This window comes from Bacillus sp. FAU18, from assembly GCF_056033885.1.
In genome coordinates this window covers 384,112-408,365 of the sequence record NZ_JBVYHZ010000003.1, presented here as the reverse complement: position 1 = coordinate 408,365, position 24,254 = coordinate 384,112, and the positions used below count along the sequence as shown (strand labels likewise).

General features: G+C 43.2%; 24 protein-coding genes and 2 pseudogenes. 16 read left to right on the top strand and 10 right to left on the bottom strand.

What is annotated here, in order from left to right; all coding sequences use genetic code 11:
- Nucleotides 1-55: 55 nt before the first annotated feature.
- Nucleotides 56-1,045 (bottom strand): NTD biosynthesis operon transcriptional regulator NtdR, encoded by a 990-nt coding sequence (gene ntdR, locus AC0OMU_RS02355; RefSeq protein WP_015383285.1) that lies wholly within the window; start codon nucleotides 1,043-1,045, stop codon nucleotides 56-58.
- Between the two features lie 103 nt (nucleotides 1,046-1,148).
- Here ntdR and ntdA point away from each other — a divergent pair, with 103 nt between their 5' ends.
- The 4 genes from ntdA to glcP all read left to right on the top strand — a co-directional run bounded on the left by ntdA (nucleotide 1,149) and on the right by glcP (nucleotide 5,637).
- The gene (gene ntdA, locus AC0OMU_RS02350; RefSeq protein ID WP_047182385.1) at nucleotides 1,149-2,474 is read left to right on the top strand and encodes a 3-dehydro-glucose-6-phosphate--glutamate transaminase; all 1,326 of its coding nucleotides are present in this window, start codon (nucleotides 1,149-1,151) and stop codon (nucleotides 2,472-2,474) included.
- Nucleotides 2,446-3,294: a kanosamine-6-phosphate phosphatase gene (gene ntdB / locus AC0OMU_RS02345; RefSeq protein WP_015383283.1), complete on the top strand. Its 849-nt coding sequence runs from the start codon at nucleotides 2,446-2,448 to the stop codon at nucleotides 3,292-3,294. Before ntdA ends, ntdB begins: the two co-directional genes overlap by 29 nt.
- Nucleotides 3,295-3,307: 13 nt before the next feature.
- Nucleotides 3,308-4,360 (top strand): glucose-6-phosphate 3-dehydrogenase NdtC, encoded by a 1,053-nt coding sequence (ntdC, locus tag AC0OMU_RS02340; protein WP_015383282.1) that lies wholly within the window; start codon nucleotides 3,308-3,310, stop codon nucleotides 4,358-4,360.
- A gap of 71 nt (nucleotides 4,361-4,431) precedes the next feature.
- The gene (glcP, locus tag AC0OMU_RS02335) at nucleotides 4,432-5,637 is read left to right on the top strand and encodes a glucose/mannose transporter GlcP (RefSeq protein ID WP_015383281.1); all 1,206 of its coding nucleotides are present in this window, start codon (nucleotides 4,432-4,434) and stop codon (nucleotides 5,635-5,637) included.
- A 154-nt stretch (nucleotides 5,638-5,791) separates the two neighbouring features.
- Here the strand turns inward: glcP and AC0OMU_RS02330 are convergent, their stop codons facing one another.
- From AC0OMU_RS02330 to AC0OMU_RS02315, 4 genes are all read right to left on the bottom strand, one after another.
- Nucleotides 5,792-6,319 (bottom strand): MarR family transcriptional regulator, encoded by a 528-nt coding sequence (locus tag AC0OMU_RS02330; RefSeq protein ID WP_003245853.1) that lies wholly within the window; start codon nucleotides 6,317-6,319, stop codon nucleotides 5,792-5,794.
- Between the two features lie 76 nt (nucleotides 6,320-6,395).
- Nucleotides 6,396-7,895, bottom strand: coding sequence for a monooxygenase (locus AC0OMU_RS02325; protein WP_181218757.1), 1,500 nt, complete (start codon nucleotides 7,893-7,895; stop codon nucleotides 6,396-6,398).
- A 179-nt stretch (nucleotides 7,896-8,074) separates the two neighbouring features.
- Nucleotides 8,075-8,581 (bottom strand): signal peptidase I, encoded by a 507-nt coding sequence (lepB, locus tag AC0OMU_RS02320; protein ID WP_003233128.1) that lies wholly within the window; start codon nucleotides 8,579-8,581, stop codon nucleotides 8,075-8,077.
- A gap of 1 nt (nucleotide 8,582) precedes the next feature.
- The gene (locus AC0OMU_RS02315) at nucleotides 8,583-9,206 is read right to left on the bottom strand and encodes a TVP38/TMEM64 family protein (RefSeq protein WP_010886465.1); all 624 of its coding nucleotides are present in this window, start codon (nucleotides 9,204-9,206) and stop codon (nucleotides 8,583-8,585) included.
- Nucleotides 9,207-9,357: 151 nt separating this feature from the next.
- Between AC0OMU_RS02315 and AC0OMU_RS02310 the strand changes: the two genes are divergently transcribed.
- The 3 genes from AC0OMU_RS02310 (at nucleotide 9,358) to AC0OMU_RS02300 (ending at nucleotide 11,594) form a co-directional block, all read left to right on the top strand.
- Nucleotides 9,358-9,729, top strand: coding sequence for a YhjD family protein (locus tag AC0OMU_RS02310; RefSeq protein WP_015383278.1), 372 nt, complete (start codon nucleotides 9,358-9,360; stop codon nucleotides 9,727-9,729).
- A gap of 198 nt (nucleotides 9,730-9,927) precedes the next feature.
- The gene (locus AC0OMU_RS02305) at nucleotides 9,928-10,128 is read left to right on the top strand and encodes a DUF3311 domain-containing protein (RefSeq protein WP_003224377.1); all 201 of its coding nucleotides are present in this window, start codon (nucleotides 9,928-9,930) and stop codon (nucleotides 10,126-10,128) included.
- Nucleotides 10,125-11,594, top strand: a complete 1,470-nt coding sequence (locus AC0OMU_RS02300; protein WP_015383277.1) for a sodium:solute symporter family protein — start codon at nucleotides 10,125-10,127, stop codon at nucleotides 11,592-11,594. The genes AC0OMU_RS02305 and AC0OMU_RS02300 overlap by 4 nt, the downstream gene beginning before the upstream one ends.
- Before the next feature lie 43 nt (nucleotides 11,595-11,637).
- Here the strand turns inward: AC0OMU_RS02300 and AC0OMU_RS02295 are convergent, their stop codons facing one another.
- Nucleotides 11,638-11,907, bottom strand: a complete 270-nt coding sequence (locus tag AC0OMU_RS02295) for an excalibur calcium-binding domain-containing protein (protein WP_015483052.1) — start codon at nucleotides 11,905-11,907, stop codon at nucleotides 11,638-11,640.
- A gap of 217 nt (nucleotides 11,908-12,124) precedes the next feature.
- On the opposite strand from AC0OMU_RS02295, the gene AC0OMU_RS02290 reads away from it, so the two are divergent.
- A complete protein-coding gene (locus AC0OMU_RS02290) occupies nucleotides 12,125-13,024 on the top strand; it encodes an SDR family oxidoreductase (protein ID WP_015483051.1) in 900 nt (299 codons plus the stop codon).
- Between the two features lie 46 nt (nucleotides 13,025-13,070).
- Here the strand turns inward: AC0OMU_RS02290 and comK are convergent, their stop codons facing one another.
- Complete coding sequence (gene comK / locus AC0OMU_RS02285) at nucleotides 13,071-13,649, bottom strand: competence transcription factor ComK (protein ID WP_015483050.1); 579 nt, start codon at nucleotides 13,647-13,649, stop codon at nucleotides 13,071-13,073.
- Nucleotides 13,650-13,941: 292 nt separating this feature from the next.
- Here comK and AC0OMU_RS02280 point away from each other — a divergent pair, with 292 nt between their 5' ends.
- On the top strand, nucleotides 13,942-14,175 hold the full coding sequence (locus AC0OMU_RS02280) for an IDEAL domain-containing protein (RefSeq protein ID WP_003233142.1): 234 nt from the start codon (nucleotides 13,942-13,944) through the stop codon (nucleotides 14,173-14,175).
- Between the two features lie 27 nt (nucleotides 14,176-14,202).
- Here AC0OMU_RS02280 and AC0OMU_RS02275 read toward each other — a convergent pair whose 3' ends face one another.
- Nucleotides 14,203-15,060 carry an SDR family oxidoreductase gene (locus AC0OMU_RS02275; RefSeq protein ID WP_015483049.1) on the bottom strand — a complete coding sequence of 286 codons (858 nt, stop codon included), beginning with the start codon at nucleotides 15,058-15,060 and terminating at the stop codon, nucleotides 14,203-14,205.
- Between the two features lie 111 nt (nucleotides 15,061-15,171).
- Here AC0OMU_RS02275 and AC0OMU_RS02270 point away from each other — a divergent pair, with 111 nt between their 5' ends.
- The 7 genes and pseudogenes from AC0OMU_RS02270 (at nucleotide 15,172) to phoE (ending at nucleotide 22,021) form a co-directional block, all read left to right on the top strand.
- Nucleotides 15,172-16,701, top strand: a complete 1,530-nt coding sequence (locus AC0OMU_RS02270; protein WP_474240876.1) for an FAD-dependent oxidoreductase — start codon at nucleotides 15,172-15,174, stop codon at nucleotides 16,699-16,701.
- Nucleotides 16,702-16,755: 54 nt separating this feature from the next.
- Nucleotides 16,756-17,382 (top strand): annotated as a pseudogene (locus AC0OMU_RS02265) (protoglobin domain-containing protein); the annotation flags it as partial.
- A gap of 240 nt (nucleotides 17,383-17,622) precedes the next feature.
- Entirely contained in the window at nucleotides 17,623-18,138 is a 516-nt protein-coding gene (locus AC0OMU_RS02260; protein WP_416720726.1) for a methyl-accepting chemotaxis protein, read from the top strand.
- 134 nt (nucleotides 18,139-18,272) lie between these two features.
- A complete protein-coding gene (locus tag AC0OMU_RS02255; RefSeq protein ID WP_015383271.1) occupies nucleotides 18,273-18,833 on the top strand; it encodes a biotin transporter BioY in 561 nt (186 codons plus the stop codon).
- A 4-nt stretch (nucleotides 18,834-18,837) separates the two neighbouring features.
- Nucleotides 18,838-20,278, top strand: a pseudogene (locus tag AC0OMU_RS02250) (acyl-CoA synthetase).
- Entirely contained in the window at nucleotides 20,275-21,369 is a 1,095-nt protein-coding gene (locus tag AC0OMU_RS02245; protein WP_474240875.1) for an acetyl-CoA C-acyltransferase, read from the top strand. The pseudogene AC0OMU_RS02250 and the gene AC0OMU_RS02245 overlap by 4 nt, the downstream one beginning before the upstream one ends.
- 70 nt (nucleotides 21,370-21,439) lie before the next feature.
- Nucleotides 21,440-22,021 (top strand): phosphatase PhoE, encoded by a 582-nt coding sequence (gene phoE, locus AC0OMU_RS02240; protein WP_003233157.1) that lies wholly within the window; start codon nucleotides 21,440-21,442, stop codon nucleotides 22,019-22,021.
- Between the two features lie 31 nt (nucleotides 22,022-22,052).
- On the opposite strand, the gene AC0OMU_RS02235 is transcribed toward phoE, so the two are convergent.
- Entirely contained in the window at nucleotides 22,053-23,024 is a 972-nt protein-coding gene (locus tag AC0OMU_RS02235; protein ID WP_063334991.1) for an ABC transporter substrate-binding protein, read from the bottom strand.
- 215 nt (nucleotides 23,025-23,239) lie between these two features.
- A complete protein-coding gene (locus AC0OMU_RS02230; protein ID WP_003233163.1) occupies nucleotides 23,240-24,232 on the bottom strand; it encodes an NADPH:quinone oxidoreductase family protein in 993 nt (330 codons plus the stop codon).
- Nucleotides 24,233-24,254 lie beyond the last annotated feature (22 nt).

The window sequence follows — 24,254 nt, the reverse complement described above, 5'->3', positions numbered from 1 at the left end:
TGAATAACCTCTTTTTCTTATATAAAGATATAAAATGATAAAGAGAAATCTATCATTACGTTGATTCTCTTATAATAAGCTTTGTTGGCAGTTTAATAATTCTTCTGTTTAAAGTGACATTACCCGAAATGGACTCGATAATTTTCAACACAGCCTGTTGGCCTAATTCTATTACAGGGATATCAATTGTTGTTATGGTCGGAGTAACGACTTGGCAAATCAATTGGTTGTCAAAACCAATTACAGCTAAGTCTTCTGGAACTTTAAAGCCATTTTTCATTGCCTGTTTAATAATCCCTGCGGCGACTTGATCATTTCCTGTAAATATTGCTGAGGGTCTGTCCTTTAGATCCTTTAACTTATGAAAAACTCGAAAGCCATCCTCGATATTAAACATTTCGCCGAATATCCATTCGCTTCTATGATGTAAATTGTAATCTTGTAAAGCTTTCAAGTAACCCTCTTTCCTCTGACATTGAGCTTCGCTATATGGAGTATCAAAACAAAACCCAATTTTTTTATGCCCTCTTTCAATTAAATGTACTACCCCCATGTATGCGGCTTCAAATTCATCATACCCAATTATCGTGATGTCCGCTGAGTGATGATATTCATTACATAATAAGATAGGACCATACTTTAAGAAAGGGGATATCTGATCCCATTCATTTTCTAAAGTTCCAAGAATAATACCATCCACTTCTTTATGTTTCAATAACTCTAATAATTCTAGCTCCGTCTGTTTGTCATAAAAGGTCTGAAATACAATTACCTTGTAATTCTTAAACAGTGCTTCATGAGAGACCCCTTTTATTAATTGAGCAAAAAATGGATGGTCGATACTCGGAACCGATAAAGCTATCGTTTGTGTCTTATTTCTCCTAAAATTCCGAGCTAAATAATTGGGAGTGTAGTCAAGTTCGTTAATTGCCTTTAAGATCATATCTCTTTTTTCTTTCGACACATAAGGATGATTATTCAATACTCTTGACACTGTGGTTTTAGACACGTTGCATAATTTTGCTATTTCATCAATTGTAGGCATATTTTCCCTTCCTTAAAAAAGTTGTTGACATGTTACCGATTTCAGAAATTAGGATAAATTTGTAATAAATTTTTAGATTATAAAATCATTGGAGGTACTGTTCATGCAAAAACAGGTTAAGATTTCAGGTAAAAGCAAAGAAAACATGTCACTATTAAAACACTTAAAAGGTGACGTACAAGGAAAAGAACTTGTTATTGAAGACAGTATTGTAAACGAGCAGTGGAAACAAGTATTAAAGGAAAAGATAGATATTGAACATGATCTTTTCAACTATCAAAAAAATCGTGAAATCAGTAAAGTCCCTTTTTTGCCTGTAGACAGATTAATAACCAATGATGAAGTGGAAGATATCTTAAATACATTAACTGAAGTTTTGCCAACTGGAAAATTTACGAGTGGCCCCTATTTAGAGCAATTCGAAAAAGTTTTATCTACATATTTACATAAAAGGTATGTAATTGCAACCAGCAGTGGAACCGATGCTATTATGATAGGTTTATTGGCTTTAGGGTTAAACCCAGGGGATGAAGTTATCATGCCGGCTAATAGCTTTTCAGCTACTGAAAATGCTGTGTTAGCTTTGGGAGGCGTTCCTATCTATGTAGATATTAACCCACAAACATTCTGCATCGATCCTGACAAAATTGAAGAAGCAATAACTCCTTATACAAAGTTTATTCTACCTGTGCATTTATACGGAAAACATTCAGACATGCAGCATATCCGTCAAATCGCAAATCGTTATAAATTGAAAGTAATTGAAGATGCCTGCCAAGGAATTGGCCTGACAGACTTAGGAAAGTATGCAGACATCACTACATTAAGTTTTAATCCTTATAAGAATTTTGGTGTATGTGGCAAAGCTGGGGCAATAGCAACTGATAATGAAGAACTCGCTAAAAAATGCATTCAATTTAGTTATCATGGTTTTGAAGTAAATGTAAAAAATAAGAAAGTCATCAATTTTGGATTTAATTCAAAAATGGACAATTTACAGGCAGCTATTGGTTTAGAGAGAATGAAGTACCTTTCATTAAACAACTTCAAAAGACTGTTCTTGGCGGATAGATACATTACCCAATTAGCAGAGTTACAGAATAAAGGCTTTATTGAATTACCAGAATTAAGTGAAGATCATGTATGGCATCTGTTTCCTATTAAGGTAAGAACAGAAGATAGGGCAGATATCATGACTAAATTAAATAAAGATTTTGGTGTTCAAACAGATGTATATTATCCAGTACTGTCTCATATGCAAAAAACTCCTTTAGTACAGGACAAGTATGCAGGACTCCAATTGGTTCATACGGAAAAGGCTCATAGTCAGGTACTGCATTTGCCTTTATATCCGTCATTTACTTTAGAAGAACAAGACAGAGTAATGGAGGGACTGTTTCATGTTATTAAGCAAGAAATCGGAGTATAAAACGTTATCCACGGTTGAACATCCTCAGTATATTGTTTTTTGTGATTTTGATGAAACGTATTTTCCGCATACAATCGACGAACAAAAACAAAAAGACATTTATGAACTCGAAAACTATCTAGAACAAAAAAGTAAAGATGGGGAACTAATAATCGGATGGGTTACTGGGAGCAGTATAGAATCTATTCTCGATAAAATGGGACGAGGAAAATTTAGATATTTTCCGCATTTTATAGCTAGTGATCTTGGAACTGAAATTACGTACTTTTCTGAGCATAACTTCGGACAGCAAGATAATAAGTGGAACAGTCGCATAAATGAAGGGTTTAGTAAAGAAAAGGTTGAAAAACTTGTGAAACAGCTGCATGAAAATCATAACATTCTTTTGAATCCTCAAACTCAATTAGGAAAGTCACGGTATAAGCATAACTTCTACTATCAGGAACAAGATGAAATAAACGACAAGAAAAACCTATTAGCAATTGAAAAAATCTGCGAAGAATACGGCGTTTCAGTAAATATAAATCGGTGTAATCCCTTAGCAGGCGATCCAGAAGACAGCTATGATGTAGATTTTATCCCCATAGGGACAGGAAAGAATGAAATTGTAACGTTTATGTTAGAGAAATACAACCTAAATACCGAAAGAGCTATCGCATTTGGGGATAGTGGAAATGATGTTCGTATGTTACAGGCAGTAGGGAATGGATATCTGCTAAAAAATGCAACACAGGAAGCCAAAAACTTGCACCACCTTATAACTGATAGTGAGTACTCAAAAGGAATTACTAATACCCTAAAAAAATTAATTGGATCATGAGGAGGAAATAAAAATGAAGAAGATAGGCATCATAGGTGCAGGTGGTATTGCAAGAGCGCATGCAACTGCTTTATCTACAATAAAAAATGCAGAGTTAGTAGGGGTATATGACATAAATCAACAAAATGCGGAAAGCTTTGTGAAAACTTTCGGCGGGAAGTCATTTGAAAACGCAGATGAACTAATTGATGCCTCAGAAGGTTTAATTGTAGCATCACCAAACTTTTGCCATAAAGAACATGCTTTGCAAGCATTAGGAAAACATAAGCATGTTTTGTGTGAAAAGCCTATGGCTATTTCTCTTGAAGAAGCAAGCATAATGAAAGATACTGCTGAAAGGTTGAGCGTAAGAGCCAGTATGGGATTTAATTATAGATATTTATCTTACGTAAATATCTTAAAAAGCTTAATTATCAATAATGAACTAGGTAACATCCTGTCCATAAAAGTACACTTCAAGAAAAATAGTGCACTTAGGCGTAAGAAGTTTACTTGGAGAGATGACGCTAACAGTAAGAAGACGAGTGGATCATTGGGGGATCTGGGTATTCACCTTATTGACATGGTATGGTATTTGTTTGAGAGTGATTTCATCACAGAATCAGTAAGGGCAAAAATGAACACAAATGTAAAAACAAAAGAGGATAAACAGGTACTCGTAGATGACTATGCAGAAATTTATGGCCAGCTGAAGAACAAGGTATTTGTAAATATCATCACATCAAAATGTTCTGTACCTGAAGACTGTGGTTTTAGCATTGAGGTAGTTGGACACAAAAAAGAGTTTAAATACCACACAGGTAATCCTCACGTTTACAAGCTCATAGATGGCTTGAACGTGGTAGACTGCCCAGTACCGCAAAGCCTATTAAACGATCCGCCAAACGAGTTTTATGGATGGGCTGATTCTTTTAGAAGCGAGTTAATCAATTGGATTGCATCAACTCAGAATGATTGGGTTGAGATCCCTTCTTTTAGTGATGGTTTTAGATCTCAGGAAGTGTTAGAAATGTTCTTTGAGAAAGACAGCAACTCTCAACCAATGTCTGTTTCAGCAGTCAACTAGTATTTCAAAGAGAGAAGTTACTAAAAAAGCAGGAATTTATTTTCCTGCTTTTTCATATAGGGGTGAAATGAATGTTAAGAGGGACATATTTATTTGGATATGCTTTCTTTTTTACAGTAGGTATTATCCATATATCAACAGGGAGTTTGACACCATTTCTATTAGAGTCTTTTAACAAGACAACAGATGATATTTCAGTCATAATCTTCTTTCAGTTTACCGGATTTCTAAGCGGAGTATTAATCGCACCGTTAATGATTAAGAAATACAGTCATTTTAGGACACTTACTTTAGCTTTGACAATAATGCTTGCAGCGTTAAGTATCTTTTTTCTAACTAAGGATTGGTATTATATTATTGTAATGGCTTTTCTCTTAGGATATGGAGCAGGCACATTAGAAACGACAGTTGGTTCATTTGTTATAGCTAATTTCGAAAGTAATGCAGAAAAAATGAGTAAGCTGGAAGTTCTCTTTGGATTAGGCGCTTTATCTTTCCCATTATTAATTAATTCCTTCATAGATATCAATAACTGGTTTTTACCGTATTACTGTATATTCACCTTTTTATTCGTCCTATTCGTAGGGTGGTTAATTTTCTTGTCCAAGAACCGAAAGTACGCTAAGAATGCCAACCAACAAGTGACCTTTCCAGATGGAGGAGCATTTCAATACTTTATAGGAGATAGAAAAAAATCAAAGCAATTAGGCTTTTTTGTATTTTTCGCTTTCCTATATGCTGGAATTGAAACAAATTTTGCCAACTTTTTACCTTCAATCATGATAAACCAAGACAATGAACAAATTAGTCTTATAAGTGTCTCCTTTTTCTGGGTAGGGATCATCATAGGAAGAATACTGATTGGTTTAGTAAGTAGAAGGCTTGATTTTTCCAAATACCTCCTTTTTAGCTGTAGTTGTTTAATTGTTTTGTTGATTGCTTTCTCTTATATAAGTAACCCAATACTTCAATTGGGTGGTACATTTTTGATTGGCCTAAGTATAGCAGGCATATTTCCCATTGCTTTAACACTAGCATCAATCATTATTCAGAAGTACGTTGACGAAGTTACAAGTTTATTTATTGCTTCGGCAAGTTTCGGAGGAGCGATAATCTCTTTCTTAATTGGATGGAGTTTAAATCAGGATACGATCTTATTAACCATGGGAATATTTACAACTATGGCGGTCATTCTAGTAGGTATTTCTGTAAAGATTAGGAGAACTAAAACAGAAGACCCTATTTCACTTGAAAACAAAGCATCAAAAACACAGTAGAAAACGTATAAAATAAAGATACTAATAGACATATCGTAAAAGCAGTGCAATTCCTGAACATCTTGAATTTCATTCTTCAAGAGGAAATCTGATTTACGTTACAGCCTTGAAAAACATAGAAAAAAGCGAAAACACGCACAGCAGTGCGTGTTTTTTATTTAAAAATGCTAGGAAGCCCCCCTTCAATTTCTTCTGACGACGGATACCATTTTGTCACCAGATCCCGAAACAGCCGTTCCGCAAAAAGAATCTCTTCCTCGGTATAGCGGTCAAAAAATGACAGAAAACGCTGTTCAGCCTTCTGATGATAATATTTGTGCAAACTGTGCAGCTTTTTTCCAGCAGGCGTCAATCGGAAGTAGACCTCCTTTTTATTATCGCTGAGCTGTGTTCTGTGAAGGAAGCCTGCGCCGAGCAATTTTGTGCTGATGCGTGATACAGTCGCTTTTGTCGTATTCATTTTTTCTGCTATCGACGTGACATTAATTGGTTCGTTGTCCCCGACACAGGATAGAACATGAATTTCTGTCATCGTCAATTGAGATTTACTCCCGTGCTCTACATCCAGCTTCCTCAATTCGTCAGATAAAAAGGCTTTAATAAGCCCCTCCCATTTCTCCTGCTGATGAATGAGCTCCGCATACAATTCAAAAAGATTGCGTTTCGTATGATCTGTGTTCATCGGGTTTTCCATCCTTTTTCATTCGATTGTTTCTTCTATCATACCGTTTTGTTACAGATGAAACAATCGAATTGAATTATACTCGGCTGGTGACGGAAAACCAGCGGCTGATCCCTTTTTGAATCACCTCGGCACAATCGGGCGCTGATGCATCCACCGCCCAGGCTACATGTCCATCGGGACGAATCAATATGGTATGCACATCCCGCAACTTTTCATTCGGTTCTGCAAGCGAGGCGGTTACCGTACGTAAGCCTTTCACTGCGATATGATCATCAGCTTCCTGCCTCAATGACAGCAAAACGAATGTCCCGTTTTGGAGAAAGCTGTACAGCCGTTCCGAATTGCCGTCGGAAAGAATCAGCTCCATGTCAGGGAGCCTTGCCCCGTTCAAACGATTCGGCGGCATGGTACGATCAGCTTCATATCTGACATCGAGTGCAGAAATTTGCCCTGCTACATATCGATTCACATCAGGGAAGGCCAGCAGCTCCGACATCATGCTTCGCAAATGGAGGCCTGCTTGACTGAAATCGATCAGCTTTGTCTGTGCCTCTGTGTTTCTGAGGAGCCCTTCAGCTGCCGGATGCCGCTCGTCATGGTAGCTGTCCAAAAGCCACGAAGGCGCAGAGCCTTTGATGGCCGCCGCCAGTTTCCACCCGAGGTTCATTGCATCCTGAAGGCCGACATTCAGTCCTTGCCCGCCCGCCGGAAAATGAATATGCGCGGCATCACCCGCAAGAAAGATTCTGCCGTCCCGATACCGTTTCGCTTGGCGCGCGGCGTTCCCGAACCGCGACATCCACGAAGGGTCGCTTAAACCAAAGTCAGTTCCGCAAATTCGCAGGAGGTCAGCTTTCAGCTCTTCCTCAGTCACAGGCACATCTTTCGGCGTTTGCGTGCGATAAGGGCTGATCACAACGACACGATATCGGTCTGAAGATAACGGAACAATCATAACACCGCCCTCTTTTGTGCAAAGGGACAGCACGCCTGACGGCGGCGGAGAAAGGAGCACAACATCCCCAAGCGCAGCGGTGACAGTGCTGTCTGTTCCCGGAAACTCAATTTTTGCCTGTTTCCGGACGGTACTTCCGGCGCCGTCTGCCCCAACGGCAAACTTGCTTGTGATCGTCCGTACACTGCCGTCCCGATCCTTAAAAATCGTTTGGACCGTTTCCCCGTTTTGCGTAACCGCCAGCGCCTCGGCACCCCGAAACACCTCTGTTCCCAGGCTTCGTGCATGATCTTCAAGAAGCTTTTCTGTTTTTGACTGCGGGAGCAAAAGCGTGTAAGGACAGCTCGTATCCAAGCCTGAAAAATCCAGACGGGTATCCAGCATTGAAAAATGTCCGGAAGGTATCTTGCTTCCCTTGGATACGAACCGCTCTAAAATCCCTCTCATCTCAAGGAGCTCCAGCGTTCGGGGGTGCAGCGTCAACGCCTTGGAATGCGGAACAGGTTTTTCAAGCCGTTCAATCACACATGTTCCCACTCCGGCCATCGCAAGCTCAGAAGCCAGCATAAATCCAACCGGCCCTCCTCCTATAATCACTGCTTCATATTTCATCATCATTCACCACTCCTTTTGTTTCATACAAAACGAACAAAATCTAATAAAAACAACTCATAATCAAAAAACAACCGTTTTTTTGTTACGCGCGTAACAATATTGATTATAGCTCCTTACAAATTTTTCTTCAACACATTTTTCCAAACGGCATACAAAAAGACGCCTCTTCCATTAGCGTCTTTTTATTCGGCATCAGAAATCACACCGACAATATTTTTTTCTCTTATCGGACCAAAATGCCGGCTGTCGAAGCTGTATATGCGATTATCTCCAACGACAAAATATTTTCCTTTCGGCACCTTGCTTGTTCCCGTCACATCTTTCAAAGAAAAATCACCCGTTACATGGCTGCCGGCAGAAACAGATTTCAAATGCTTCAAAAATGGCTCAGCAACCTGCTTTCCGTTCACATACAGCTGATCATCTTTATATTTGATCGTTTCACCGGGCAAGCCGATTACCCGTTTAATCAGCACTTTATGATCAGGGCCTTTAAAAAGGACGATGTCAAAACGATGGATGGTTTTAAATCGATGCGAAAATTTATTGACCAACAATTCGTTTCCTTCCTGGAAGGTCGGGTTCATACTGACGCCTTCTACCTTGTAATCAATAAAGACAGCATTTTTAACCTGAATGGCGAGAACAACGGACACTACACCGGCAAGAAACCAAAACCGTTTTTTCATGTTACTGTCTCCCTCCATCATGCTCACGCTGACTGGCTCTTACATGCAGATACCGCTCCACCTTTTTGCCGACATACCATAAGACAGTGATCACCAATACGGCGATGACCGTTCGAATCGGCTGGGTAATCAGCGCGTGCAGATCATATCCGATGAAGCTGATCATAAAAATCATGACAAGCTTCCCCGAGGCTGCCGCCAAAATAAACGGCCGCGTTCCGATCCTTGACAAACCGGCAACAACATTCACCGCGGCTGACGGTGTAAATGGAAAACAAAGCAGAAGAAACATGGGACCGAAGCCGTGTCTTTCCACCCATAACATCAGCTTTCTTACAGACGGATGACTGCGGATAAATCCAAGCAATTTTCTCTGTCCGTATTGACGGACAATCAAAAATACGAGAATGGAACCAGCAGTTGATCCCGCCCAAGACAGGATGAATCCTTCCCACAAGCCAAACGAGTTCGTATTCGCCACCACAAACACGATCAGCGGCAAAAACGGGAGAAATGCTTCAATTAAAGGCAGCAGCACAGCTATGAGCGGACCGAAAGCCCTATAGCTTTGAAATAATTCAGTTAAATGTTCTTGTGTCAAATAGGATAAAAAATGCTCCAACATTTATACTCCTTACCGGGTTTGTCTATCCTTATTCTACACATTATCAGCAGAAAACTAAAAAGTTTTGGTGATTTTTTCTGTCTTGAAACATTTCACCAGCCGATATAGAATACAAATAGAACAAACGTTCCCTTAGAAAGAAGGAGTCAATATGCCAAATCTGCAGGAAGAAATATACGATTTAATTGAACGGGCTCTCTTTTTGCCCATGGCCATTACGATTTTTAACCGTGATCTCGCCGAAATTGAAGAAAGCACATTAAAATTGAAGCATCCTTATAAACAGCTTATCAGCGAATCATTAAAAATAGCACAAAAGGATTTGATTGAGGTCAGAAAAGAACTGAGGAAAAGAAAAATTGCAATCCGCGAGACGGAACGCGATGAAGCCTTTACGCTCTATACATTTGTCATCGACGGTTATGAAGAAAACCATCGCTATTTTAATCCGCGAATCCGTGAGCAGGTCAGCGAATTATTAACATACTATCTATTTGCCCCGGACAGACTCCGAGCCTTTTGAATCATACTGCCCGTTCCCTCTTCGGGCGATTCAGATCATTAATTTCAGACAATTCACACTATACAAACAAAATAAATTTATTTATAATTCGAACCACAGCCTTTCACCCTAAAAAGTGACATGTGCTGCCATATCTGCGACATCATTTTCAGTACGCTTGGGCTTGTACACCCCAATCCTAAATAGAAGGAGGATTCTATGAAACTGATTCACGTTCTTGCCGCTTTGCCCTTTATCGGAATCTTACTCGGCATCCCTTTTGCAAATAAGGTGACCCCCTATGTGTTCGGCATGCCGTTTATTCTTGCCTATATTGTGATGTGGGCTCTTTTGACCTCTGCGCTGATGGCGATTGTGTATGTCCTCGACAAGGAAAATAAAAAGGAGGAAGCAGAATGAATGCAGCACTCATCATCATTTTCGGTGTCCTGCTCTTGAGTATTTTTCTCGGTATACGCGCCCAAAAAGGAAAAGACATGAACCTGGAGCAGTGGACGGTCGGAGGGCGCGGCTTCGGAACTGTTTTCGTCTTCCTTTTGATGGCAGGCGAAATTTATACTACTTTTACGTTTCTCGGCGGCAGCGGCTGGGCCTACGGAAAAGGCGGTCCAGCCTTTTATATCATCGCCTACGGATGTCTGGCCTACATCCTTTCTTACTGGCTTCTTCCGGCAGTTTGGACGTACGCGAAACAGCATAAACTGATGTCGCAGTCTGATTTTTTCACAAAAAAATACAACAGTCCGCTGCTCGGCATTCTCGTTTCACTGGTCGGCATCGCCGCACTCATTCCCTATCTTGTACTGCAGCTGAAAGGCCTCGGGCTGATTGTATCGGAAACCTCGTACGGCAAAATCACCCCGACCGCCGCCATCTGGATCGGCGCTGTTTCCATCACGGTTTATGTTATGGTTTCAGGCATTCACGGGTCTGCCTGGATATCGGTTGTGAAGGACATCATGATTCTGGTTGTCGTTCTGTTTTTAGGTGTGTATTTGCCAATTCATTACTACGGCGGATTTCAAGACATGTTTCAGCAGATTGAAACGGCAAAGCCTGGCTTTCTTACGCTCCCCGAATCGGGACAAAGTGTGGCCTGGTTCAGTTCAACCGTACTCTTGACAGCGCTCGGGTTTTACATGTGGCCTCACACCTTTTCCGCCTCGTATTCAGCTGAAAATCCAAAAGTCTTTCGCAAAAACGCCATCATCATGCCTTTGTACCAGCTGGTCCTGCTCTTCGTCCTTTTCGTTGGCTTTGCGGCTATCCTGCAAGTTCCAGATCTGAAAGGCGCAGACGGGGATCTGTCGCTTTTGAGACTGTCTCTGCAAACATTTGACCCTTGGTTTGTCGGAATTATCGGTGCTGCCGGACTGCTGACAGCACTTGTGCCAGGGTCTATGATCTTAATGTCCGCCTCCACGCTGTTTGCAAAAAATGTGTACAAGGTAATCGCGCCCCGCACGACAGAACTGCAAGTATCGGCGCTTGCTAAGTTTTTAGTGCCGGTGATTGCGCTGATTTCGGTGTATTTTACCTTCAAAGGCGGGAATACCATCGTTACGTTGCTTTTGATGGGCTACAGCCTTGTCACACAGCTATTCCCCGCCCTTTTGTTCAGCCTGTTCAAGCATAATATGGTGACAAAGCAAGGAGCCTTCGCCGGCATTATTGCAGGTGTCGGAGCAGTTACTTATATTACAATGACGGAAACGACCATCGGCACTTTATTTCCGGCGCTGCCGCAAGCCGCAAAAGACTTGAATGTAGGCATCGTCGCCCTGCTTTTGAATATCACGGTCATGATGGCAGTCAGCCTTATGACAAGGAAGGCGAAAAGCGCTGCGGCCGATCAGGCAGCTTAAGCAATAGAAAAAGCAATCTGGACACCAGATTGCTTTTTCTTATTTACCGTTCACAGGCGATAAGATCTTTATCGCGGTCTTTCTTTTTATTGGCATCATAAAGGTCCTTAGAGACGTAAGGCTTGTACTTTGTTTTTCCGCCTTTGTTTTTCGCCTTCGAAGTGCGGGCCACTCCGCCTTTGTATACTTTGTTTAACTCCTTGCAGTTCTTATAAACCTTCACCTTTGTTTTGGCTTCCGCCACATGGTCAGCTCCGTATGAAAAACCGAAAACGAGACCGAGTGACAGCAAAATCGCCGCCGCTTTTTTCATGACGATTCACTCTCCCAATACCCAATATTTAGTTGATTTATAGCTCGAATTTATCATAATTCATATAGTCTTATTTGACAAGATAAATATGGAAGAAGGCTTTGTTTTTTCTTGTTTTCTTTGGTCCTTCAGTGTTCAAACTGCCAACACATGTTTTTCTGCTTATGCTCAGGGGTACACATACGAATGTACACCAAACAGAAAAGGAGCGTTGCTGATGTCTGATTCAAATCTTACGAATCCTATAAAAGCATTTTTTCATGATGAATTTCCCGAACAATATCAAGAACCGCCAGGCCTGCAAAAGAACATGAAGCCTGTCCCTGATTGCGGAGAAAAAAGCTACAAAGGATCAGGTAAACTAACGGGTCGAAAAGCGCTTGTCACGGGCGGCGATTCCGGTATCGGCCGCGCTGCCGCGATTGCTTACGCCAGAGAAGGTGCCGATGTGGCCATTAACTACTTGCCCGAGGAACAGCCAGATGCTGAAGAGGTAAAAGAACTGATTGAAGCAGAAGGCCGAAAAGCAGTGCTGATCCCCGGAGATTTGAGCGACGAATCCTTTTGCCAAGATCTAGTCAAACAGTCGCATCACGAACTCGGCGGACTTGATGTGCTAGCGCTCGTTGCAGGCAAACAGCAAGCGGTCGAAAACATCGAAGATCTGCCTACTGAACAAATCTATAAAACATTTGAAGTGAACGTCTTTTCCCTTTACTGGGTTGTAAAAGCGGCGCTTCCGTATTTGCCGGAGGGAGCTTCAATTATCACAACTACCTCAGTTGAAGGCTATAATCCAAGCCCGATGCTGTTAGATTACGCAGCAACGAAAAACGCCATTATCGGCTTTACCGTCGGACTGGGAAAACAGCTTGCTTCCAAAGGCATCAGAGTAAATTCAGTTGCGCCCGGACCAATTTGGACACCGCTGCAAATTTCCGGCGGACAGCCGACGGAAAACATCCCGAAATTCGGACAAGGCACGCCGCCAGCTCCATTACATCGCGCTGGACAGCCAGTGGAATTGGCCGATGTTTATGTATTTCTAGCTTCAGAGAATTCAAGCTATGTGACATCTCAGGTATATGGCATCACCGGAGGAATTCCGACGACATAGCTTTATGAAAGGAGCTGCCCTGTTCGGTCAGCTCCTTCCTATTTTTCTAATACCGTTCCCCGAGCTCACGCAAAATAAAATCATAAATCATCTTCGTCCGCTCTTCTTTCGGGTACAGCATAAATTCCTGTCTTTTCGGAACGCTGTGGTCGATTCTGTCTTGGAATTTGGTTCTGAGCCACGCTGTTCGGTATACCTGGTTCTCGAACGAATTATAAGAGATCGGCAGCTCCATCGTTTTCCCATTCGAAAACGTCACTTCCGTATCGTCGAATTCAGTCGCTTTGAATTCTTTTACATGCACATGGGAAATCCAGCCGCATTGGGGTCTTGTCGAAGAAAGTGTAGGGAATAAAAAGATTTGGTTCGAAGGGTCCACCATGATTGGCGGCTTGTGTGAAATTTTTGTCACTTCATAAGTTCCTGCTTTTCTTCCCGCATAGCTTGATCCAAAAAATCGGCAGCTTCTGTCAACAATTTGCAGCGGCTTCATGTTGACATAAAACACGCAATCTTTTTCAATAATTCTGGAACAGATTTTGCCGTCTATTTCTTCTGGCAGCACGGCAATTGTTGCGCCGTTCACTTCATACGATTCTAAAGGTGCGTCTGTTTTCTGACTCATATTATGGCCTCCATCCTTTTTCTGCAAAATTTATACTAATAATCTATCATCTGTTTTTGTAAAACGACAGGTTTTTTTAACATTTAAGATAAAATCATCTTTTAATGATATTTAATGGTACTAAATTACTAGTAATAAACCGATTTTACTTTCATAAGACTTGCCGGTTTACGGCATTTTGCAGGATATGTCGATAGATTGCCAAGTATTAGTTGTCTAAAAATTATAAAAATTTATTGATTTTTTCGACCGTTATCCATATACTATAAAAAAGGCATTGGGGGGATTCTTTATGAAAGAGAAAAAATCGTACACTGAGCTCATGAAGTCCCGCAACACGCAAAAAACAAAAGAATTCGATGTCACAATGACGGATATTTACATTCAAATGGTGCTCGATGAATCCTTGTATAACCGTCGGCTTGCCATGCTGACGGACCAAATTAACAAAGCCTTGGACGAAAAAGATAAAGATGCGTTTCTTACGCTCTCTAAAGAATATGCAGCGCTCAAGCAGAGCGAATAAGCCAATCCTTCAAGGATTGGCTTTTTATTATCCGTTCACAATTGTTCCGCCATTGACGTGAATCGTCTGTCCTGTGACGTATGTGGAATCGTCGCTGGCAAGGTATAGATAGCTTGGCGCCACTTCGACCGGCTGTCCCGGGCGTTCCATCGGCACGTCTGAACCAAACACTTCCACGTCTTTTGCGGCAAAGCTGGCCGGGATAAGCGGTGTCCAAATGGGACCCGGTGCCACTGCATTGACCCGTATGCCCTGCTGAACAAGCGACTGGGAAAGAGACCTTGTAAACGTAACGATCGCGCCTTTTGTCGCTGAATAATCAATCAGCGTTTTATTGCCTTTATAGGCGGTAATTGAAGCGGTATTAATAATAGAGCTCCCTTTTTTTAAATGAGGCAGCACTGCCTTTGTTAAGTAAAACATGGAAAAAATGTTTGTTTGGAAGGTTCTGATCAGCTGGTGGCTGGTGATTTTTTCAATACTGGGCTGGACATGCTGCTCAGCTGCATTGTTAACCAATATATCAATGGATGGAAACACTTGGCTTGCCTGCGCGACCACATCATTGCAAAACGCTTCATCCCCGACATCTCCTGCAATCAGCAGGCATTTTACCCCTTCCTTTTCTACATACTGCTTTGTTTCCTCGGCATCCTGATGTTCATTCAAATACACAATGACCACATTAGCCCCTTCTTTTGCGAATAACACCGAGACAGCGCGTCCAATCCCGCTGTCTCCTCCAGTAATAATAGCGGTTTTGCCCTCTAATTTTTTCGCTTTCTTCGGCTTATCAAAAACCGGACGCGGGTCCATGAGATATTCAAAACCAGGCTGCTGGTTCTGGTGCTGAGGCGGTAATGTTTTCTTTTTTTGATTCGCCAATGAAATCACTCCTTTTCAACCTTATTATGTTATGAACAATGCCTGCTTCCTATGTATGAAAAGATAGAATATGGAAAAATTAAGAATAAATCTGATTGGAGGTATAACGGCTTGGCTAATCAACATTTTGCAAAGGAAGCACCTGAAACATACTGGAAAACATCAACTGACCTGCCTTCTTTTCCTGCGCTTCAAAAGGACACTGAATGTGACGTCACCATTATCGGAGGCGGGATTACAGGAATCACAACGGCATATGAACTTACGAAGAGAGGCTTCCGTGTCGTTTTGATTGAAGCAAATCAGGTTCTTAACGGAACCACTGCGCATACAACTGCTAAAGTTACCGCACAGCATGACATGATATACGACGAATTTATCCGCAATTTCGGATTAAACCATGCGAGGCTTTATTATGAAGCAAACCAAAATGCAATTGATTACATAAAAGGCATTGTGGATGAACATCAAATTGATTGTGAATGGATCGAGCAAGACGCATATCTTTATACGGCAAATGAAAACGCTGTTCAAAAAATCCGCACCGAGCATGAGGCATACACAAAGCTCGGAATTGAAAGAGACCTTATCAAGGATCTTCCAATTCCCTTAGGTTCTAAGCTGGCGCTTGTCATGAAGAATCAAGCTCAATTTCATCCGCTTCAATACTTAAAAGCGCTTCTGGAGCAAATTGTTCAAAAAGGCGGCCGAATTTATGAAGAGACCGTTGCGCTTGATATCAAAAAAGGCGAAAGGCCCGAAGTGGTAACCAAAAGCCGGCACGCTATTAAGAGCCGCTTTATCATATGCTGTTCCCACTTCCCTTTTTATGACGGAGGCGGATTATATGCTGCGAGAATGTACTCCGACAGATCTTATGTCCTTGCCATCAAGCCGAAGATCGAGTATCCCGAGGGCATGTATTTGAGTATCGATCAACCGTCAGTGGCGCTCCGCTATACGGTTGTAAACGGTGAAAAGCTGATTCTCTTCAGCGGAGTAAGCCATAAAACAGGCCAGGGAAAAGACATGTCTACACATTATGAAACACTAAGACAACTGGCCGAAAGCACCATCGGCATCGAAAGCATTCCATATTATTGGTCCACCCAAGATCTAGTGACGATCGACAAAATCCCGTTTATCGGGCCGATGTCGGAAAATGAGGACAATATTCTAGTAGCGACCGGGTTCAAAAAATGGGGCATGACGTCCTCAGCAGTCGCAGCTACTTTATTGTCAGACCTTGTGGAGAAAAAAGACAATCCATACGAAAGCATTTTCACTCCGTCCCGTTTCCATCTGAATCCCGGGTTGCAGAAAGTGATTTCCTACAATGCCGATGTCGCCAAGCATTTGATTAAAGGAAAGCTTGAAAAGCCTGATGTCCAATTTGAAGACATTTCGCCAGGAGAAGGGAAAGCCGTCACCATAAACGGTAGGCGAGCGGGAGCATTTCGGGATGAGACAGGCTGCCTCCATCTCGTTGATACGACTTGTACCCATTTAGGCTGCGAGGTCGAGTGGAACGACAGTGAGCATACGTGGGATTGTCCGTGCCACGGATCACGCTTTAAGCCATCTGGCGAAGTTGTAGAGGGTCCGGCCATTAAACCATTAAAACAAATAGATCTCGATTAAACCGTTCATTTTAATGAACGGTTTTTCAAATATTTTTCATCTGCAGCTTCATTCATGTTTCCCTTGGCCGATAAAAAAGAAAAAGGCTTAAAAAGCCAAAAAGTAAAAATTATATTTTTCCCAAGGGGGATCATTGTATTGTTATTTAAAAAAGACAGAAAACAAGAAACAGCTTACTTTTCAGATTCAAACGGACAACAAAAAAACCGCATTCAGCTCACAAACAAACATGCAGATGTCAAAAAACAGCTCAAAATGGTCAGGTTGGGAGATGCTGAGCTTTACGTGTTAGAGCAGCTTCAGCCACTCATTCAAGAAAATATCGTATGCATCGTTGATGCGTTTTATAAAAACCTTGACCATGAAAGCTCATTGATGGATATCATTAATGATCACAGCTCAGTTGACCGCTTAAAACAAACGTTAAAACGGCATATTCAGGAAATGTTTGCAGGCGTTATCGATGATGAATTTATTGAAAAGCGTAACCGAATCGCCTCCATCCATTTAAGAATCGGCCTTTTGCCAAAATGGTATATGGGTGCGTTTCAAGAGCTTCTTTTGTCAATGATTGACATTTACGAAGCGTCCATTACAAATCAGCAAGAACTGCTGAAAGCCATTAAAGCAACAACAAAAATCTTGAACTTAGAACAGCAGCTTGTCCTTGAAGCGTTTCAAAGCGAGTACAACCAAACCCGCGATGAACAAGAAGAAAAGAAAAACCTTCTTCATCAGAAAATTCAAGAAACCTCTGGATCGATTGCCAATCTGTTTTCAGAAACAAGCAGATCAGTTCAAGAGCTTGTGGACAAATCTGAAGGCATTTCTCAAGCATCCAAAGCCGGCACTGTAACATCCAGCACTGTTGAAGAAAAGTCAATCGGCGGAAAAAAAGAGCTAGAAGTCCAGCAAAAACAGATGAACAAAATTGACACAAGCCTTGTCCAAATCGAAAAAGAAATGGTCAAGCTGGATGAAATCGCGCAGCAAATTGAAAAAATCTTCGGCATCGTCACAGGCATAGCTGAACAAACAAACCTTCTCTCGCTCAATGCATCTATTGAATCCGCCCGCGCCGGAGAACACGGCAAAGGCTTTGCTGTCGTGGCAAATGAAGTACGGAAGCTTTCTGAGGACACGAAAAAAACCGTCTCTACTGTTTCTGAGCTTGTGAACAATACGAATACACAAATCAACATTGTATCCAAGCATATCAAAGACGTGAATGAGCTAGTCAGCGACAGTAAAGAAAAAATGACGCAAATTAACCGCTTATTCGATGAAATCGTCTACAGCATGAAAATCAGCAAAGAGCAATCAGGCAAAATCGACGTCGATCTGCAAGCCTTTCTTGGAGGGCTTCAGGAAGTCAGCCGCGCCGTTTCCCATGTGGCCGCTTCCGTTGATTCGCTTGTCATCCTGACAGAAGAATAACCATCAAAAACCGGTCTGCCATACGGCCGGTTTTTTTGCGTTCATTATGTAAACTTAAATTAAAAATCAGTTGACATAATAATTACCTGCATTTATTGTATAACCATATTTGATTACTGTTTGGAGGATTTCACATGCTGAAATTAATCGACATGATGCATATTGCTATTTTCACTGCACTGATGGCAGTGCTCGGCTTTATGCCCCCTCTCTTCTTATCCTTTACACCTGTTCCGATTACATTGCAAACGCTTGGTGTCATGCTGGCAGGCAGCATCCTCAGGCCAAAGTCTGCTTTCTTAAGCCAGCTTGTCTTTTTGCTGCTCGTCGCCTTCGGAGCGCCGCTGTTGCCCGGCGGACGAGGCGGTTTTGGTGTGTTTTTCGGACCGAGCGCAGGCTTTTTGATTGCTTATCCCCTCGCTTCATGGCTTATCAGTTTAGCCGCTAACAGGATGCGGAAGGTGACAGTATTGCGTCTCTTTTTCACTCATATTGTATTCGGCATCATCTTTATTTATCTGCTTGGTATACCGGTACAAGCTTTTATCATGCATATTGATTTGTCACAGGCCGCCTTCATGAGCCTTGCATATGTGCCCGGTGATTTGATAAAAGCGGCTGTATCTGCATTTCTGGCGATAAAAATCACTCAAGCCTTGTCTCTTTCTGATACGATGTTTACGAAAGGAGGCTGATTTTATGACAATTACTCATACCTATTCATCTATTGCCGCAACATCGCCCGGGCGTGTGGCGATCCAGACTGAATCGGAGCAAATCACGTACCAGGATTGGGATCGGCTTGTCTTTCAAACCGCAAATTGGCTGCGGTCACAGCCGAGCATGCCGAATCGTGTGGCGATCCTGCTCCCAAATAGTCTGGCGTTTTTACAGCTGTTTGCCGGAGCAGCAGCGGCTGGATGTACGGCAATTCCCATCGACACACGCTGGAGCCCGGCTGAATGCAAGGAGAGGCTGTCCATAAGCAATGCGGATCTTGTGGTTACTTTAGCCTTTTTTAAAAACAAACTGACAGATAGCCAGATACCTGTTGTTTTGCTGGATAACTGTATGGCAGATATTTCTGAAGCAACCGCTGATCCCTTGCCTACCATTGATCCGGAGCACCCTTTTTATATGGGATTTACGTCGGGCTCGACAGGAAAACCGAAGGCCTTTACGCGATCTCACCGCTCATGGATAGAGAGCTTTACCTGTACAGAAACAGATTTTTCAATTTCATCAAATGACACGGTATTGATTCCCGGGACGTTAATGTCCTCTCACTTCCTATATGGGGCTGTCAGCACTTTGTTTCTCGGAGGAACCGTTTGTTTGCTGAAAAAGTTTTCTCCTGCCAAAGCGAAGGAATGGCTGTGCCGTGAATCCATCAGTGTTCTCTATACCGTACCGACGATGACAGACGCCCTCGCAAGGATTGAGGGTTTTCCCGACAGTCCCGTCAAAATCATTTCATCCGGCGCAGACTGGCCGGCAGAATCCAAGAAGAAGCTTGCCGCTGCATGGCCTCATCTCAAGCTGTACGATTTTTACGGCACATCAGAGCTTAGTTTTGTGACGTTTTCTTCACCGGAAGACAGCAAACGGAAGCCGCATTCAGCGGGCCGCCCTTTTCATAATGTCCGGATCGAAATCCGCAACGCTGAAGGAGAATGCTGTCAGCCAGGGGAAGTCGGAAAAATATTTGTCAAAAGCCCGATGCGGTTTTCCGGCTATGTGAACGGCAGCACACCAGATGAATGGATGACAGTGGATGATATGGGCTATGTTGATGAGGATGGCTTTCTATACATATCAGGAAGAGAAAACGGAATGATCGTCTACGGAGGATTAAATATTTTCCCAGAAGAAATTGAACGTGTGCTTCTCGCCTGCCCAGAGGTTGAAAGCGCGGCTGTCGTTGGCATTCACGACGAGTATTGGGGAGAAATCGCTGTAGCTGTCATTCTTGGAAACGCTAATGCCAGAACACTGAAAGCCTGGTGTAAACAGAAATTAGCCTCCTATAAAATCCCGAAAAAATGGGTGTTTGCAGACAGCTTGCCGGAAACGAGCAGCGGAAAAATTGCCCGTTCCAGAGTGAAAAAATGGCTGGAAAAGGGACGTACAGTATAAATGAATGCGGTTATTGTTGATGCAAAACGAACGATCTTTGGAAATCAAAACGGACTGCTGAAGCCCTTCCTGCCGGAGGATTTGGCGGCTCCCATCATCCGCTGTCTCAGCCGAAAGCTAGAGGATCAAATTGACGAGGTCATTCTCGGAAACGCTACCGGCAGAGGCGGCAACCTCGCCAGACTGTCAGCCCTTCAAGCCGGACTGCCTTTATCGGTTCCCGGAATGACAATTGACAGACAGTGCGGCTCCGGCCTTGAAGCTGTGCGCTATGCCTGCAGCCTTATTCAAGCGGGAGCCGGCACGATGTATATCGCGGGCGGCTCAGAAAGCAGCAGCCAATCCCCTTTTTCAGAACGGGCCCGCTTTTCTCCAGATGCCATCGGCGATCCCGACATGGGAATCGCAGCAGAATATACGGCAGCACGTTATTCCATCAGCAGAAACATGCAGGATGAGTACGCGCTTCTCAGCCATCAACGCAGCAGGAACGCGCATGATGGAGGATTTTACCGTGAAGAAATTGTTCCTCTCGGGGAATTGGAGACAGACGAAGCATTTTTGAAAACACGTCCGATAAAAGCGATTATTCCCCGCGCAAAGCCGGTTTTCGACACCAGCTCCGGAACAGTCACAGCAGCCAACAGCAGCGGCATAGCAGACGGAGCAGCGGCTCTTTTGGTAATGAAAGAAGAAAAAGCGGCAGCCCTGGGACTTAAGCCTGTTCTCCGGTTTATCGGCAGCGCAGTCAGCGGGATTCACCCCAACTATCCGCCCGCGGCACCGGTTGATGCGATCCGTAATCTCTTACATACACACGATGTAACACCTGAGGATATCGGTTTATTTGAAATCAATGAAGCCTTTGCCGTCAAAATTTGTGTCTGCTCGCAAGAACTCGGAATTCCCTTTTCAAAAATCAATGTGCGCGGCGGCGCATTAGCTCTTGGCCATCCATACGGTGCATCAGGTGCAGCTCTGGTAACCAGATTGTTTTATGAAGCGAAAAGACGGACAGACTGTCAATATGCTGTTGCAGCCATCGGAAGCGGCGGCGGAATCGGGCTGGCGTTATTATTTGAAGTTCTTGCATAGGCTTTTTCATAGGATGCACGCTTTCGATTTAGTATAATAGTGATATGAATAAAGTCAGGAAGGGGATTTTATGACAGCCGTTTGCTTAGTAAGACATGGAGAAACCGATTGGAACCTGCAGCAAAAATGCCAAGGCAAAACCGATATTCCGCTAAACGCAACAGGTGAACGCCAAGCAAGAGAAACCGGAGAATATGTAAAGGACTTTTCTTGGGATATTATCGTGACGAGCCCGCTGAAAAGAGCGAAAAGAACCGCGGAAATTATTAATGAATATCTGCATCTTCCGATTGTCGAGATGGATGATTTTAAGGAGCGCGATTACGGCGACGCGGAGGGCATGCCGCTGGAGGAACGGACAAAGCGCTATCCGGATAACATCTATCCGAATATGGAAACGTTAGAAGAACTCACTGACAGGCTGATGGGCGGTTTGGCAAAAGTGAACCAGGCGTACCCAAACAAGAAGGTACTGATCGTGGCGCACGGTGCGGCAATTCACGCACTGCTGACGGAAATATCGGGCGGTGACCCGGAGCTTCAAAGCACGCGCCTCGTCAACGCCTGCCTCAGCAACATTGAATTTGCAGAAGAAAAATGGCGGATAAAAGACTATAATATCAACAGCCACTTATCCGGCTTTATCAAATAAGAAAAAGACAGGTGTTTGCCTGTCTTTTCTTTTATTTCTTATCAGCCGGCATCTCTTTTTGAAGCTCGTCCAAAATGGCATTCGCCCCGTCTACACTGCGGCGCAAAGACCACACCGCACGGTCCACGTGGTATACATGCCCATTTTTCACTGCCTTCAGCTTTTTCCAAAGGACATTCTTTTCGATCGGGCGTTTACCGTCGGCGTCGAGGTCATCTGTTTTTCCTGTCATCAGGATGATCACATCCGGATCTGTTTTCAGCAGCTGCTCCAGTGTCATTTTCATATTCACAGAGTCGCCGCCATTGCTTGAATCGCTATTACCTGACGTACTGATTGCATATCGATAGCCGACCTGTGTTAAAAGTCTTGATGTAAAGAAGTTTTCATCCCTGGCCATAATCGTATCATTTGTATTTCCGATCAAAAGCACGGACTGGCTGTTCGCGCTGATTTTCTGCTTTGTCTCGCTAAGCTTTTCTTCATGCGCCGTCAGCTTTTTCTCCATTTCCTTCTCCTTGCTGACTGCTTTTGCAATCGTAAGTGAAGCGTCAATTGTATCCTGATAATCAGCATTTAAATTATTAAGCGCAATCGTCGGCGCTATTTTTTTCAGCTGATCGTACACCTTCTTATGCCGGGTCGTGTCAGCAATAATTAAATCGGGTTTTAATGAAGCGATTTTTTCCATGCTTGGCTGTGAGCGAGTGCCGACAGATGTGTAGCCGTCAATTTTCTTCAGCACATCCTTGTTGATCAGCTGCTTCGCTTTGTTGTCATCGGCAACCCCGACAGGCGTAATGCCGAGATCAAGCAGTGTATCAATAAAACCAAGCTCAAGAACAACAACCCGCTTCGGATGCTCAGGCACATCTGTCTTCCCTAAATCATGTGTTACCGCCACTTTATGTTCTTTACTGTTTTGATTGCCGCTTGAAGACGAGCAAGCAGCCGTTAAGACAGAAAGAAGTAAAACTGTAAGAATAATCAGTGTTTTTTTCATATGTTCCAGTCTCTCCTGTTGGTAGTTTCTATGGTTAAGATGTCCAAGAGTAGTATAACACGGAATGAGAATCATTATCACCAATTATTTTAAAATGAGAAGAGAAAGTTCGGCTTACAGGAAAATCTTGTTTCGCGACACAGCAGTTCAGCAGCTGATCATCCTGTCCACAAAAAAGCTTGCAGAAAAATAACATTCTCTGCAAGCTGATCCTGTTAAAGCTTCACAATCACTCTTCCTTGAATGCGATTTTGCAAAATATCTTTTAACGCACCCGGCGTTTCTTCCAATGATACTTCCCTGTCTACGATGGTCAGCAGCTGATCAGGCTTGAGATCAGAAGACATGCGCTCCCAAACAGCGGCTCTGACGTCCATCGGACAGTATACTGAATCGATTCCGAGCAGGCTTACTCCGCGAAGAATAAAAGGATACACCGTTGCCGGAACTTCTCCTCCTCCGGTTAAGCCGCTCACCGCGACAGATCCGCCGTATTGAATTTTGCTTAAAAGCGAGGCAAGCTGTTTTCCGCCGACTGGATCAACCGCTCCCTGCCATTGCTGCTTGGACAGCGCCTTAAGCGTTCCGTCATAGACATCTTCCCTGCTGATTACTTCGCTTGCACCGAGCTGTTTCAAATAATCAGCCGCCTCCCGGTTTCCGGTGCTTGCCACCACATCATAGCCCCGCTTGTTCAGCATCGATACCGCAATTCCGCCGACACCGCCAGTTGCTCCTGTGACTAGCACGCTGCCTTTTTCCGGAGACAGACCGTTCTGTTCAAGCCGATGCACTGATAACGCCGCAGTAAATCCCGCCGTTCCGTACACCATCGCTTCTTTTAACGAAAGATTCTGTGGCAAAGGCACCAGCCAGTCACCAGGCACCGAAGCGTATTCACTTAATCCGCCATCACGGGAGACACCGAGCTCATAGCTTGTCGCGATCACCTCATCCCCCTCCGCAAAACGCGGATCATTGGAAGAGACGACCGTACCCGCAGCATCGATGCCTAAAATAAGCGGATACTCTCTGACAATATTGCCTCCTGCTTTTCCGGCCAGACCATCTTTGTAATTGATGCCGGAATAAGCAACTTTAATCAGGACACCATCCTTCGGCAAATCCTCTGTTGATATGGTTTTCACATGGACTGAAACATCATCGGCATTTTTTTCTGCCTGCAATGCTTGAAATAACGTTGACATTCGGCACACTCCTTTTCATTTA